The sequence below is a fragment of the Butyrivibrio sp. AD3002 genome (genome assembly GCF_000420905.1).
Classification (GTDB): Bacteria; Bacillota; Clostridia; order Lachnospirales; family Lachnospiraceae; genus Butyrivibrio.
Window position 1 is genome coordinate 99774 of sequence record NZ_ATVV01000015.1, and the last position, 11422, is coordinate 111195.

Genomic DNA, 11422 nt, shown 5'->3' on the forward strand with positions numbered 1-11422 from the left:
TTATTTTTAAAATATATTGACACGGTGTCAGAAAATGATTATAATTCATATTGACACAAAGTCAGAATAAAAAATCAGGAGACAGATATATGCCAAAAGGATCACCGGAAAGAACCGCAGCAAGAAAAGAAGAAATCATAAGTGCCTGCGAGAAGCTGTATCAGACCATGAGCTTTAAAGATATCACCCTTAAAGAGATCGGGAATGAAACATCCTTCTCAAGACCGACAATATATAACTACTACCAGACAAAAGAGGAAATATTTTTGGCCCTTTTTGAGAGGGAGTACATTCGCTGGAATGAAGAATTACAATCTATTCTTCAGGAAAATGAGAAGCTTTCCAAGGAGCAGCTTGCAAACAAGCTTGCATCATCCATAGCAAACAGGCAGCAACTGCTAAAACTTCTCTCCATGAATAACTATGATATGGAGGAAAACAGCAGACCTGAACTTCTTACATCTTTTAAGGTAGCTTATGGCGAGTCTATGAAAAATGTATGCAGGATAATCACAAAGTTCTGTCCGGAGAAATCGGTGCAGGAGATTCAGGATTTTATATATGTATTCTTCCCTTTTATGTTTGGTATTTATCCTTATACCGCAGTAACGGATAAACAGAGGGAAGCCATGAAACAGGCAAATGTGGACTATGTATATCAGTCCATTTTTGAGATAACAAATAACTGCCTGCTGAAGCTTTTATAAAGCGAGGCAGACTAATAAAAACACTAATTTCAAGGAGGAAAACTAAAATGGCAAGTTTACCTAAGATCGCTCTTGGTGCATGGGCATGGGGCAACGACGGAACATTTGGAAACAATCTTACAGCAGAGAGCCTTAAGCCTATTTTTGACACGGCAATTGAAAATTGACTTAACCTTTGGGATACAGCCTATGCTTATGGCATCCTATGCCGGAAGGCTCTGCAAGGGCAGAGATCTATAATCCTGTACTTGATAAGCTGGAGATCCTTAATGAAGAGCTTAAGAAACTTGCAGACAAATATGGTGTAGGAATAGCTCAGATCCCGGTTGCATGGGCAATAGCAAAGGGAACCCTTCCTATTATCGGTGTGACAAAAGAAAACCAGGTGCTTGATGCAGTGAAGGCTGCAAATATCACCCTTACAGATGAGGAAGTATCCTCACTTGAAAATGTAGCTGATAGTCTGGAACTTAATGTGATCCGCTTTTGGGAAAAGGAGATGAAATAATATGGCAAAGAAAAATATTGGAGCAACACTTGCGTTATATCCATGTCCTGTGATCGTGGTTGGAGCAATGGTAAATGATAAACCCACATGGACTCTTGTTGCACATGCAGGAACTGTGGCACACAGTCATCTGATGGTATCCCTGGTACAGGCACACTATATCAATAAGGGAATCCGTGAGAATAAAAAGCTTTCCGTAAATGTGGTAGATGAATCATGGCTTTCAAAAGCGGATAAGATGGGAACAATCAGCGGAAATAAAGAAGATAAGTCTGAGGCTTTTGCATGGACAATGGGCGAAAACGGAGCACCTCTTATTGATGAAGCCAAGGTTTCCATTGAATGTGAAGTTGATGGGAACTATGAACTTGAAAACTTCGACCACTTTATCTGCAAGATCCTTGCCACCTATGCTGATGAAGCAGTTTTAAACGAGCAGGGCAAGATCAACTATCATACCTTTAAGCCGGTATTGTTTGAATTCCCGACCTATGAGTATTTCGTTACCGGAGAAAAGGCCGGAAACTGTGGAAAGATGAACTGATTTTTCAAGTCTCTGACCTTTTATGGTCAGAGGCTTGTTTTATATAAGAAGAAAGGACAAAAAATGACAGGAAAAACTTTAGTGGCTGTTTTTTCAGCAAGCGGTGTAGGAAGAAGCGACGAAGAACTTCATAAGAATGTAAAGGGTGATGTGAAGTGGGAAAAAGGCACACAGATCAATCGCTCGGATGAAGCTGTGATTAAAAAGTGGCTTGATGAAGTACTTTAAACGGAAAGGAGTCAGATAATGAAATATACAAAGCTTGGAAATTCAGATTTAAATGTATCCCGTATATGCATGGGCTGCATGGGGTTTGGCGATGCAACGAGAGGGCAGCATAGCTGGACGATTGACGAAGAGCATTCTAGGGAAATCATAAAAAGAGGGCTTGATCTTGGAGTTAATTTCTATGATACGGCGATAGCATATCAGAGCGGAACCAGTGAGCAGTACGTAGGACGTGCACTTAGAGATTTTGCAAAGCGCGAGGATGTGGTTGTTGCGACTAAATTTCTTCCAAGGACGCCGGAAGAGATTGAAAAAGGAGTTAGTGGTCAGCAGCATATTGAAAACATGATAAATACGAGCCTTCAAAATCTTGGGATGGACTATGTGGATCTGTATATCTATCACATGTGGGACTGGAATACGGATATTTACGATATCATGGATGGACTGAACCGTATCGTGAAAGCAGGCAAGGCAAGATATATTGGCATTTCAAACTGCTTCGCATGGCAGATTGCAAAGGCTAATGCTCTGGCGGAAAAAGAGGACTTTGCAAAGTTTGTTTCGATCCAGGGGCATTATAATCTGATCTTCCGTGAAGAAGAGCGTGAGATGGTGCCTTATTGTGAAGAAGAGAATATCGCACTGACTCCTTATAGCGCATTGGCAAGCGGAAGGCTTTCCAGAAAGGCGGGCGAAGGGGATACCAAAAGAGCTGTTGAGGATGTATATGCGAAGTTTAAGTATGATGCTACAGCGGATCAGGATGCTGTGATAATAAACCGTGTGGCAGAACTTGCCGAGAAACATGGTGTGACCATGACAGAGGTATCCCTTGCATGGCTCCTTACCAGGGTGACGTCTCCTGTGGTAGGTGCGACCAAGCTGCATCATATAGAAGGGGCAGCAAAGGCTGTGGACATTGAACTTACGGATGATGAACTGAAGTATCTCGAAGAGCCATATGTGCCACATCCGCTTGCAGGTGTTATGGCACAGAATAAGAGAAGTGATGCTTCAAAGAAACATGTATGGTCTACCGGAGACCAGAAAATTGGAAAGTGAGGTAAAACGCAATGAGCGAGAAAATTGTACAGACAGCAGGAAGAGATCAGCTTGGTGAGTTTGCTCCGATGTTTGCACACTTAAATGATGATGTACTCTTTGGTGAAGTGTGGAATGAGGAAGCGATTGATGTTAAGACCAAATGCATTATTACAGTGGTTTCACTTATGGCATCAGGCATCACAGACTCATCGCTTTCATATCACCTTCAGAATGCGAAGGATCACGGAGTCACAAAGGAAGAGATTGCAGCCATCATAACCCATGCCACCATGTATGTAGGATGGCCAAAGGGATGGGCGGTATTTCGTCTTGCAAAGGAAGTATGGCAAACTGAAATAGAAAGGTGACGCAAAATGAAGAAAAAGATGGCAGTACTTGCAGCTGTTTTGTTAGCTATTGGTCTTACGGCATGTGGGAATAGCGAGGGTCAGGCGGCGAGTGATACAGCTCAGACTATACAGGCTGAGAGTTCACAGGAAACAGAAACTGCGAATAATACTGAAGAGGAAGCACAGCAGGTCGTGACAAGTGAAGCTGCTTCAAACACAAATGATGAAAGTGCGGATGATACTTCTTCGGAAGAGACTGGTAGCTCCAAGGAAAACAGTGGTGTTCTTGTAGTATATTTCTCAGCAACCGGAACCACAAAGGGTGTTGCGGAAAAGATTGCAGGAATCACAGATGCAGATACCTATGAGATAAAGGCTGCACAGGAATATACAGATGCAGATCTAAACTGGAACGATTCAAACAGCCGCTCAACTAAGGAACAGAATGATTCAGCGGCAAGACCTGAGATTGGAAGTGATGCAGTATCGCTGGATGGATATACAACAATCTATATTGGATACCCTATCTGGTGGGGAGAAGAGCCGCGCATCATGGATACATTTGTGGAGAGCTACAGCTTTGATGGCATTACAATGATACCTTTCTGCACCTCAAGCAGCAGTGGAATAGGAAGAAGTGGTCAGAATCTTGCAGATAATGCAGGAAGTGGTACATGGATTGATGGAAAGCGTTTTGGCGCAGGAGCATCTGAGGATGAGATCAGATCCTGGATAGATGGCATGCAGTAAAGAAAGAGTGAGGAAGTGAGGACGGGAACATGCAGAGAAAACAAAATATCATGTTAAAAAGAATAGTGGATGTCTGTATGACCGTCCTCTTATTATGTCTGATGGCTTATCAGGTTACAGGCGAAGCATTGCATGAGTGGATCGGAATTGGCATGACTGCACTCGTCATTATCCATCAGCTCCTTAACAGGAAGTGGTATGGTGCGTTATTCAAAGGTAAATACAATCCATACAGAATAATAACGACAGTAGTGAACATAGCCCTTCTTTTATCCTTTGCCTTGACTGCTTTCTGTGGTATGTCCATGAGTGGTCATGCAGTACCTTTTCTGTATGGAATGACGAAGGTTTCCTTTGCCAGAAGGATGCATCTGTCCATGTCACACTGGGCATTTGTACTTATGGGACTGCATCTTGGAATGCATATTCCGGTAATGTTTGCAAGGCTACACCTTACAGACAAACTGAAGACGGTGATATCTGCAGCATTATGTGTTGTGGCTGGCATTGGATTGTTTTTATTCATTAGGAACGGAATGCCGGATTATCTTTTTTTCCGTGTTCCCTTTGCTTTCCTTGATTATGAGAAGGCAGGAATATTGGTATTTGTTGAAAATGTCCTAATGCTTTTATTCTGGGGATTTATTGGAACCGAAGCTGCGGTCTTATGTAGAAACTCTCAGATGAAAACAGAAGATAAAAAGAATCCGCTATTGCCTGTGGTATTCATTATGGGGGCAATAATCATAGGACTTGTGATCAATATGATATCTGGCAGCACATCCGGGCAGAATTTTGACGAAGATGGATGGAACAGAGCCTTACGGCGATAGCAAAGCTTGAGCCTGATGCAGACATGGGCGAAGGATTATCGGTACACTATTCAGGTGGCTCTACTCTCTCGGATGATATTCAGAAGTGGTTGGAAGTTAATGGTATCAACAAATAAGAAGGTAGGGTGATTTTTATGAAGATAACTATACTTATGGGAAGCCCAAACAGAAAAGGATCAACAAGTATTCTTGTGGATGAATTTAATAGAGGAGCAGAGGAGGCAGGTCATACATGTGAAGTCATAGATGTGTGCCATGCCAATATACATCCCTGCATTGGATGTGTAGCCTGCGGTTATGAAGGACCCTGTGTACAGAAAGATGATGTTGAAGATATTAAGGAAAAGCTTCTGTCATCAGATATGGTAGTGTTTGCAACTCCTCTATATTACTATGGCATGAGTGCGCAGTTAAAAACTGTAGTGGACAGGTTCTGTGCTTATAACAGCAGCTTAAACAGCAGGCATTTAAAATCAGCACTTCTTACAGTGGCATGGAATGCGGATGACTGGACTTTTGAAGCCCTGGTATCGCACTATAAAACTCTTGTCCGCTATATCAATTTCGAGGATAAAGGGATGATTCTGGGATATGGATGTGGCACTCCATCTATGACAAAAAGAAGCAGATATCCGGAGGATGCATACAGGCTGGGAAGGAACTTGTGAACAATGAAAAATGTATTGATATTATCTGCAAGTCCAAGAAAAGAGGGTAATTCGGATATCCTTTGCCGGCAGTTTGAAAAAGGTGCCAAAGAGGCGGGACATAAAACAGAGATGATAGCGACTCATATAGCGCTAGATTCCTTTTTTCTATATAATTGAAAGAGTGATTATTTGGGAAAAAGAGGCATATATGGAGACTTCCAGAAAGACAATAAATGTAGTAGCTGCGCTGATTAGAGATGGTAAAAGAGTCTTTGCCACAGCCAGAGGATATGGGAATTATAAAGGCTGGTGGGAATTTCTTGGATATGAGATCAAGAAAAGGATGGCATAAGCTTAACAAGAAGTATTGGGGTAGGGGAGACTGATCATAGATGAGAATAGATAAGAGAATGCTTGAAGATATTCCGGCATGGCTTGCTAGGCAGGATGATATTCCTGGCGGATGGCTATATATTGGAGATGAGAAGGAAAGATATCTTCTGGGGCAACCTGGGAGAAGGAACATGCTTGTGTTTGGCGTTAATCCAAGCACGGCATCAGCGGGAGAAAATAATTTGGATCCCACTATTAAAAGAGTGCGGAAGTTTGTTCAAAAGGATCCTACCTGTGATGGATGGATCATGGCGAATCTTTACCCGCTAAGGGCAACGAACCCCGACGATCTGCCTGCCAAGGCGGACAAAAAACTTATCGAGAAAAATCTCAAAGTTCTGGATGCTCTTCAGAAATCTTACTTCATTGACAAGGTTTGGGCTGCCTGGGGAGATCTCATTGATTCAAGGGATTATCTTGGCAACACGCTTTATGACATTCAGGACATTATAAAAGAGGCTGAGTGGTACCACCTTGGAAGTACGACCAGATGGGGGAATCCCAGACATCCGTTGTATTTGAAAGGAGACTCTGAGTTTCAGTGGTTTCCGGTTTTTGATTATGCCTGCGAATGCAGAGATGGGGATATTTGGTGATGAGCATGGATGTAAATGAAAAAGATTGGAAGCTTTTCAGAAAGAACCTTCCTGACTGGCAGGAAAACTACATGGAAAAGTTGATTAAAGAATATATCGAGTTTCTTAGCGGTGACGGACTTGCATCTGACAAGTTCTGGGAGCTTGAAAAGAAGATCAAAAAAGATAAGAAGAATCCAGGAGTTCTGTTGCAGGATGTCAGAAGATCCAACTTTCATATGCATCTGGCATCATTGGTGGGATATGAGGTTATCTCTATGAAGGACCTCGAGGGAATCAGTGACGAGACTAAAGAAATAGTAGAGCGTATGCTTAGGTGACTCATGATGGATAAGGTTGAGAATGCTATAAAGCGTATAAATGAAATGGAATCTATCTTGGATGAAGCTTTGAGAAGAATGGATAACGCTGAGGAAGCACCACAAGATCTCTTGGAATATCAGACAGAGATCAAGAAACTTGATGAATATTATTCCAGCCAGGATTGGAAAGATGATTATGCCCTGGATGAAGAGGGGCTTTTGCCAAAAGATCTGAAGCGCGGAGTGCTCTCTGAGGATGGAATTTATGATGCGCTTGAGCGGAACAAGGAATTGATGGAAAGGATAAGGGGAACGAGAATGGTTAAACATGTGATTTTATGGACACTTAAGGATGAACTTTCTGCAGAAGAAAAGATGACAATTAAGCAGGGAATCAAGGAAGGCCTTGAAGGATTAAAGGGCAAGATCCCTGGAATCGTTGATATCAAGGTTAATATCAACGGCCTTGAGTCTTCAAATGCAGACCTTATGTTGGATTCAACTTTTGAGAACGTAGAGGCACTTAAGGGATATTCAGTTCATCCTGAGCACGTAGCTGTAGCTGATTCCAAGGTAAGACCTTATACCAAGATCAGAAGCTGCCTGGATTTTGAGGTTTAAAATGAGATATATTGACTCATTTAAGTTTCCAGGAGTGGAAAATGAAGAGCAGTTTGTAAACTATATAAGAAGAACGTGCTATACCTCGTTCTATCCGTTTGGGGTGTTCGCAGAGAATGAGCTGCGGGAGCTGTCTTTTTCTGAAATAACGATTTTGTATGGAAACAATGGCTCAGGAAAGAGCACAGCCCTGAACCTTATGGCAGAGAAAATGAAAGCCGAAAGAGATACATTGTTCAACAGAAGTAGTTTCTTTGGTGATTATATCGGTATGTGTGATTTTGAGATGCCACATGAAGGCAGACCTGAAGAAATCAGGATGATTACAAGTGATGATGTATTTGATTTTATGCTCAACTTAAGAGCACTGAACGATGGCGTTGACCGGAAGAGAGAGCAGGCTTTTGATGAATGGATTGAGAATAAGCATTCAAAGTTTCAGATGAAATCATTGGATGATTATGAGCTGCTCAAGAAAGTTGTGGATGCCAGATCCAAGACACAGTCAAAGTATGTCAGAGATACGATTGGAAATAACATTATAGAGCACAGCAATGGAGAAAGTGCTCTGCAATATTTCTCCGAAAAGATTAAAGATAATGGACTTTATCTGTTGGATGAGCCTGAAAACTCACTCTCGCCTCAGAGGCAGTTGGAATTGCTTGAGTTTATCCAGAATTCAGCAAGGTTCTTTGGATGCCAGTTTATAATAGCAACACATTCCCCATTTTTGTTGGCGTTAAAAGGTGCACTGATTTATGACCTTGATGAAAGGCCAGTAGATATCAAAAAGTGGACGGAGCTTGAGGGAGTAAGGACTTACTTTGAGTTTTTTGAAAAGCATAAAAACGAGTTTTGATGAGGATTTGAACATGAATGAAATGGAAATGAAAGCAAGAGCAAATCACAGAAACGGAAATAACTGTTCTGCATCGCTCGCCATGGCATTTGCAGAGAAGCTAGGAATGTCTGAAGCTGAGGCTAAGAGCTTTGCCCCGGCGCCAAGGAGCATAGATGGAAAGAAAATGATATTCCAACCGAGGCGAATCCAGTTACATTGGCGCTTCTCTACAAAGCGGCACAGGAGGTCGATGAAGCAGGCGACACACAGCAGGCTCTTGACTGTTGCAGGATGGTCTATGACCTGACAGCTGATGAAGAAGTTGGGAAAATTATTAGCAAGATAGTAAGGTGAAAACTGATGAATGAAATGGAAATGAAAGCCCGACTTATTGTTGATGATATAAAGAACGAAGAGGGTACAAGCCCTGTTGTCATTTTTAAGAGAATGGCAAAGAAGGAGTATGTGAGTATCCACGGACCGGAACACCACATACTTGATGGAGCATGTCTTTTGGTGGCATTCAAGAATGCCGGTGGCGACATAGATCTTGATGAAGCCCTTGAAAAGCTGATCAGAGAAGGACTTAGGATGTCTGGAGCAATGTGTGGACTTTGGGGAGTCTGCGGTGCTGTAACATCAATCGGTGCAACTCTTTCCATAATTGATGGAACTGGGCCTTTGTCTGTTGATGGTACCTGGGGAAATCATATGCGGCTCACATCGGCGGCTCTCAGCGACCTTGGGGAGATAAACGGTCCTCGCTGCTGCAAAAGAGACGCCATGATTGCCTTTAAGAATGGCATAAAATATGTGAATGAGCACTATGATGTAAAGCTGGAGTACGAGGAGCAGGAATGCGAATTCTATTCCCGGAATCAGCAATGTATAAGAGAGAAGTGCCCATTTTATCCTGCATAATAAACGAGAGGAGTGTATGAAAAATGTCAGAGTTTAATGTTGGGGTCTGTAACGACAACGAAGTTATAAAAGAGATTTTCAAAGAGTATTCCCAGATAAAAGGTGCGGAGAGCTGCTTTGTCTCTTTTGACAAGGAGCTTGCTGATCTGGATGGATATTACAAAGGTGGAGCACTGCTCCTTGGAAGCGAGGACGGGACTCCTGTTGGAAGCATTGCTATCAGGAAGATTGATGATGTTATCTGTGAAGCCAAGAGATTATTCATCAAGCCTGAGTTTCGCGGTAAAGGCTATGCGAGAGTAATGCTCAATACCATGCTTGATAAGGCAAAAGAGCTTGGATTTAAGGAAGTTACTTTTACTACCAAGCCTGAAGTGATGAAGGTTGGATACGAGCTGTATAAGCGTATGGGCTTCGAAGAGGTTGGAGAGAAAGACGGAATCGTCAGCATGAGGATGGGATTATGAGATATCTGAAATGGCTGAATTTGATACCGCTTATTATGTTCTTCATAGTAGATCAGCTGAGAGGAACACTTATCAGCAGGTATTTACTTATCATAATTGTTGCACTTGGAGTTATGAATATGTTTCTTGCAAAAAGCATGAAGGAGTATGTGATTTCTTCTCTGATGCTTGTTGCATCCACGGTAGTGGGAATGGTTCTTTACACGTATTATTACTACTATTTTGTCAGTGCTAATTCTGAAGCGCCGATTTTTGGTGCGGCTCTCATGATGGTTTATGGCTTTATAGCGTTTGTAGTTGTCGCGGTTGGAACTGTTGTGGTGGTAATAAAAGAGAGAATGGCTGAGAAAAAGAAACAATGAGACGAAAAGAGATTTTTATCGTAGCTATGCTAATGTTTGCCCTTGTGTTTGAGGGCTGCGGAGCTAAAACTGAATCGGATGTGACAATTATCGGTGGTGCGGATGGTCCAACATCTGTTTTTCTTGCTTCGAAGAATGACAAGAATAGTTACACACAGATTGACCAGGAGACGGCGAAGCTAATGATGGAGCTTGACGATGACCATGTGGTCGTGGATGAACAGTACAAACGTGGGAAGATGGACAAGGATACATATTTATCAGAGATGAAGGATGTTACCTCCAAGCTGGAAGAGCTGCGAGGCATTCTTACGGAAATTGAAAAAAGAAAAACGACAGGAGAGTATAACCTGAATGCCAGCATTGAAGTGGAGAAAAAGCTGAAGGCTGTCGTGGATCTTGATTCATTTGATAGTGATACGCTTAAGCTTATTCTGGATAGAGAATTTCCATCAGCCTGCCGGAATGTACCAGACAAACGGTAACAGAGAGAAAAAGAAGCTGGAAGAAAGGCAGGGATGATTATGTTTGGAACAATATGGATGTTCTCAGATCAGATAGATGATGAGGATCTTCTATTTGCTCAGAAGTCATTCATCACTATCACTATGGCAATCGAGTATTACGGAATGAGCTATAAAGCTGTCAATCATGCAGCTGATTGTGCAGGTGCCATATATAAGTAATAGCATTTGGAAATGCAGTTCAATGTACAGGAAAACTTCAGCTCAAAAACGTGAGACAGTTTTATGCATTGATATCAAAGGCTATATCAGGGCTGAGACATCATTACAATGTGATTGTCGAAGATATTAGCGATGAAATATTTGCAGAATTGGAGAAAGTTTAATAGCTGGTACAGCGATAGCATATTACAGCAAGCATCACGGCAATACAAAGAAGGTGCTGGATAGATAAAACAAATTAAAAAGACAGCCGTGTGGCTCGGTTAGGGGATCACATCTAGAATAGATCCCAGGCTCTCGACTGTCTCTGATCACTATAACAGATGCTGACATGTTTGAACATATCATAAAAGATACTAAAACAATTAGACTGGCTTCGGCTGGTCTTTTTGTGTTATGAAAAAGTTTTACTGACATTAAAAAAAATTAGCCCGTATAATGAATTATGATTCAAATGAAGGAGGAAACCATTTATGAAATTTGCTATGTTATGTTGGACCTTTGGGTTCTTGGGGGAATTTCTATATCTGTTATAGGAGTTGTATTAACAAAGCAAAAAAGGAGATTTATAGATGGAATTTAAGACAGTTATAGAATCAAGAGAGTCTGTTCGTAA

General features: G+C 41.8%; 21 protein-coding genes and 2 pseudogenes. All 23 read left to right on the forward strand.

The window, feature by feature from the left end:
- Window positions 1–89 precede the first annotated feature (89 nt).
- The 23 genes and pseudogenes from G596_RS0111905 to G596_RS24915 all read left to right on the forward strand — a co-directional run bounded on the left by G596_RS0111905 (window position 90) and on the right by G596_RS24915 (window position 10806).
- Complete coding sequence (locus G596_RS0111905) at window positions 90–707, forward strand: TetR family transcriptional regulator (RefSeq protein WP_022762071.1); 618 nt, start codon at window positions 90–92, stop codon at window positions 705–707.
- A gap of 205 nt (window positions 708–912) precedes the next feature.
- Entirely contained in the window at window positions 913–1215 is a 303-nt protein-coding gene (locus G596_RS0111915) for an aldo/keto reductase (protein WP_022762073.1), read from the forward strand.
- 1 nt (window position 1216) lies between these two features.
- Window positions 1217–1759, forward strand: coding sequence for a flavin reductase family protein (locus G596_RS0111920; RefSeq protein WP_022762074.1), 543 nt, complete (start codon window positions 1217–1219; stop codon window positions 1757–1759).
- Between the two features lie 63 nt (window positions 1760–1822).
- Window positions 1823–1987, forward strand: coding sequence for a hypothetical protein (locus G596_RS24880; protein ID WP_022762075.1), 165 nt, complete (start codon window positions 1823–1825; stop codon window positions 1985–1987).
- A gap of 18 nt (window positions 1988–2005) precedes the next feature.
- Window positions 2006–3052, forward strand: coding sequence for an aldo/keto reductase (locus G596_RS0111930; protein WP_022762076.1), 1047 nt, complete (start codon window positions 2006–2008; stop codon window positions 3050–3052).
- Between the two features lie 11 nt (window positions 3053–3063).
- Window positions 3064–3384 (forward strand): annotated as a pseudogene (locus tag G596_RS0111935) (carboxymuconolactone decarboxylase family protein); the annotation flags it as partial.
- A gap of 24 nt (window positions 3385–3408) precedes the next feature.
- On the forward strand, window positions 3409–4134 hold the full coding sequence (locus G596_RS0111940) for a flavodoxin (protein ID WP_022762078.1): 726 nt from the start codon (window positions 3409–3411) through the stop codon (window positions 4132–4134).
- A 29-nt stretch (window positions 4135–4163) separates the two neighbouring features.
- Window positions 4164–4967: a DUF4405 domain-containing protein gene (locus G596_RS21975; protein ID WP_022762079.1), complete on the forward strand. Its 804-nt coding sequence runs from the start codon at window positions 4164–4166 to the stop codon at window positions 4965–4967.
- Window positions 4943–5083, forward strand: coding sequence for a hypothetical protein (locus G596_RS24885; protein WP_155829258.1), 141 nt, complete (start codon window positions 4943–4945; stop codon window positions 5081–5083). Before G596_RS21975 ends, G596_RS24885 begins: the two co-directional genes overlap by 25 nt.
- Before the next feature lie 18 nt (window positions 5084–5101).
- The gene (locus G596_RS0111955; RefSeq protein WP_022762080.1) at window positions 5102–5635 is read left to right on the forward strand and encodes a flavodoxin family protein; all 534 of its coding nucleotides are present in this window, start codon (window positions 5102–5104) and stop codon (window positions 5633–5635) included.
- 3 nt (window positions 5636–5638) lie between these two features.
- Window positions 5639–5794, forward strand: a complete 156-nt coding sequence (locus G596_RS25965) for an NAD(P)H-dependent oxidoreductase (RefSeq protein WP_022762081.1) — start codon at window positions 5639–5641, stop codon at window positions 5792–5794.
- Window positions 5795–5825: 31 nt separating this feature from the next.
- Window positions 5826–5969, forward strand: a complete 144-nt coding sequence (locus G596_RS24895; RefSeq protein WP_022762082.1) for a hypothetical protein — start codon at window positions 5826–5828, stop codon at window positions 5967–5969.
- 40 nt (window positions 5970–6009) lie between these two features.
- Complete coding sequence (locus G596_RS21980) at window positions 6010–6606, forward strand: DUF1643 domain-containing protein (RefSeq protein ID WP_022762083.1); 597 nt, start codon at window positions 6010–6012, stop codon at window positions 6604–6606.
- Window positions 6606–6926, forward strand: a complete 321-nt coding sequence (locus tag G596_RS0111975) for a hypothetical protein (RefSeq protein WP_330361229.1) — start codon at window positions 6606–6608, stop codon at window positions 6924–6926. Before G596_RS21980 ends, G596_RS0111975 begins: the two co-directional genes overlap by 1 nt.
- A gap of 45 nt (window positions 6927–6971) precedes the next feature.
- Window positions 6972–7199, forward strand: a pseudogene (locus tag G596_RS25970) (DUF4298 domain-containing protein); the annotation flags it as partial.
- 27 nt (window positions 7200–7226) lie between these two features.
- Window positions 7227–7529, forward strand: a complete 303-nt coding sequence (locus tag G596_RS25975; protein WP_026499182.1) for a Dabb family protein — start codon at window positions 7227–7229, stop codon at window positions 7527–7529.
- Between the two features lies 1 nt (window position 7530).
- A complete protein-coding gene (locus tag G596_RS0111985) occupies window positions 7531–8388 on the forward strand; it encodes an AAA family ATPase (protein ID WP_022762084.1) in 858 nt (285 codons plus the stop codon).
- 198 nt (window positions 8389–8586) lie between these two features.
- Window positions 8587–8724: a hypothetical protein gene (locus G596_RS24910; protein ID WP_155829260.1), complete on the forward strand. Its 138-nt coding sequence runs from the start codon at window positions 8587–8589 to the stop codon at window positions 8722–8724.
- Between the two features lie 6 nt (window positions 8725–8730).
- Window positions 8731–9291, forward strand: coding sequence for a DUF5714 domain-containing protein (locus G596_RS0111995; protein ID WP_022762086.1), 561 nt, complete (start codon window positions 8731–8733; stop codon window positions 9289–9291).
- 23 nt (window positions 9292–9314) lie between these two features.
- Window positions 9315–9758: a GNAT family N-acetyltransferase gene (locus G596_RS21985; protein WP_022762087.1), complete on the forward strand. Its 444-nt coding sequence runs from the start codon at window positions 9315–9317 to the stop codon at window positions 9756–9758.
- Complete coding sequence (locus G596_RS0112005) at window positions 9755–10120, forward strand: hypothetical protein (protein ID WP_022762088.1); 366 nt, start codon at window positions 9755–9757, stop codon at window positions 10118–10120. The genes G596_RS21985 and G596_RS0112005 overlap by 4 nt, the downstream gene beginning before the upstream one ends.
- A complete protein-coding gene (locus G596_RS0112010; protein WP_022762089.1) occupies window positions 10117–10605 on the forward strand; it encodes a hypothetical protein in 489 nt (162 codons plus the stop codon). The genes G596_RS0112005 and G596_RS0112010 overlap by 4 nt, the downstream gene beginning before the upstream one ends.
- A gap of 39 nt (window positions 10606–10644) precedes the next feature.
- Window positions 10645–10806 (forward strand): DUF6462 family protein, encoded by a 162-nt coding sequence (locus G596_RS24915; RefSeq protein ID WP_044928545.1) that lies wholly within the window; start codon window positions 10645–10647, stop codon window positions 10804–10806.
- Window positions 10807–11422 lie beyond the last annotated feature (616 nt).

Excerpts from the sequence above, each read along its gene's own strand:
- G596_RS0111905 (WP_022762071.1), top strand. The coding sequence starts at position 90 with ATGCCAAAAGGATCACCGGAAAGAACCGCAGCAAGAAAAGAAGAAATC.
- G596_RS0111915 (WP_022762073.1), top strand. The coding sequence starts at position 913 with ATGCCGGAAGGCTCTGCAAGGGCAGAGATCTATAATCCTGTACTTGAT.
- G596_RS0111920 (WP_022762074.1), top strand. The coding sequence starts at position 1,217 with ATGGCAAAGAAAAATATTGGAGCAACACTTGCGTTATATCCATGTCCT.
- G596_RS24880 (WP_022762075.1), top strand. The coding sequence starts at position 1,823 with ATGACAGGAAAAACTTTAGTGGCTGTTTTTTCAGCAAGCGGTGTAGGA.
- G596_RS0111930 (WP_022762076.1), top strand. The coding sequence starts at position 2,006 with ATGAAATATACAAAGCTTGGAAATTCAGATTTAAATGTATCCCGTATA.
- G596_RS0111940 (WP_022762078.1), top strand. The coding sequence starts at position 3,409 with ATGAAGAAAAAGATGGCAGTACTTGCAGCTGTTTTGTTAGCTATTGGT.
- G596_RS21975 (WP_022762079.1), top strand. The coding sequence starts at position 4,164 with ATGCAGAGAAAACAAAATATCATGTTAAAAAGAATAGTGGATGTCTGT.
- G596_RS24885 (WP_155829258.1), top strand. The coding sequence starts at position 4,943 with ATGGAACAGAGCCTTACGGCGATAGCAAAGCTTGAGCCTGATGCAGAC.
- G596_RS0111955 (WP_022762080.1), top strand. The coding sequence starts at position 5,102 with ATGAAGATAACTATACTTATGGGAAGCCCAAACAGAAAAGGATCAACA.
- G596_RS25965 (WP_022762081.1), top strand. The coding sequence starts at position 5,639 with ATGAAAAATGTATTGATATTATCTGCAAGTCCAAGAAAAGAGGGTAAT.
- G596_RS24895 (WP_022762082.1), top strand. The coding sequence starts at position 5,826 with ATGGAGACTTCCAGAAAGACAATAAATGTAGTAGCTGCGCTGATTAGA.
- G596_RS21980 (WP_022762083.1), top strand. The coding sequence starts at position 6,010 with ATGAGAATAGATAAGAGAATGCTTGAAGATATTCCGGCATGGCTTGCT.
- G596_RS0111975 (WP_330361229.1), top strand. The coding sequence starts at position 6,606 with ATGAGCATGGATGTAAATGAAAAAGATTGGAAGCTTTTCAGAAAGAAC.
- G596_RS25975 (WP_026499182.1), top strand. The coding sequence starts at position 7,227 with ATGGTTAAACATGTGATTTTATGGACACTTAAGGATGAACTTTCTGCA.
- G596_RS0111985 (WP_022762084.1), top strand. The coding sequence starts at position 7,531 with ATGAGATATATTGACTCATTTAAGTTTCCAGGAGTGGAAAATGAAGAG.
- G596_RS0111995 (WP_022762086.1), top strand. The coding sequence starts at position 8,731 with ATGAATGAAATGGAAATGAAAGCCCGACTTATTGTTGATGATATAAAG.
- G596_RS21985 (WP_022762087.1), top strand. The coding sequence starts at position 9,315 with ATGTCAGAGTTTAATGTTGGGGTCTGTAACGACAACGAAGTTATAAAA.
- G596_RS0112005 (WP_022762088.1), top strand. The coding sequence starts at position 9,755 with ATGAGATATCTGAAATGGCTGAATTTGATACCGCTTATTATGTTCTTC.
- G596_RS0112010 (WP_022762089.1), top strand. The coding sequence starts at position 10,117 with ATGAGACGAAAAGAGATTTTTATCGTAGCTATGCTAATGTTTGCCCTT.
- G596_RS24915 (WP_044928545.1), top strand. The coding sequence starts at position 10,645 with ATGTTTGGAACAATATGGATGTTCTCAGATCAGATAGATGATGAGGAT.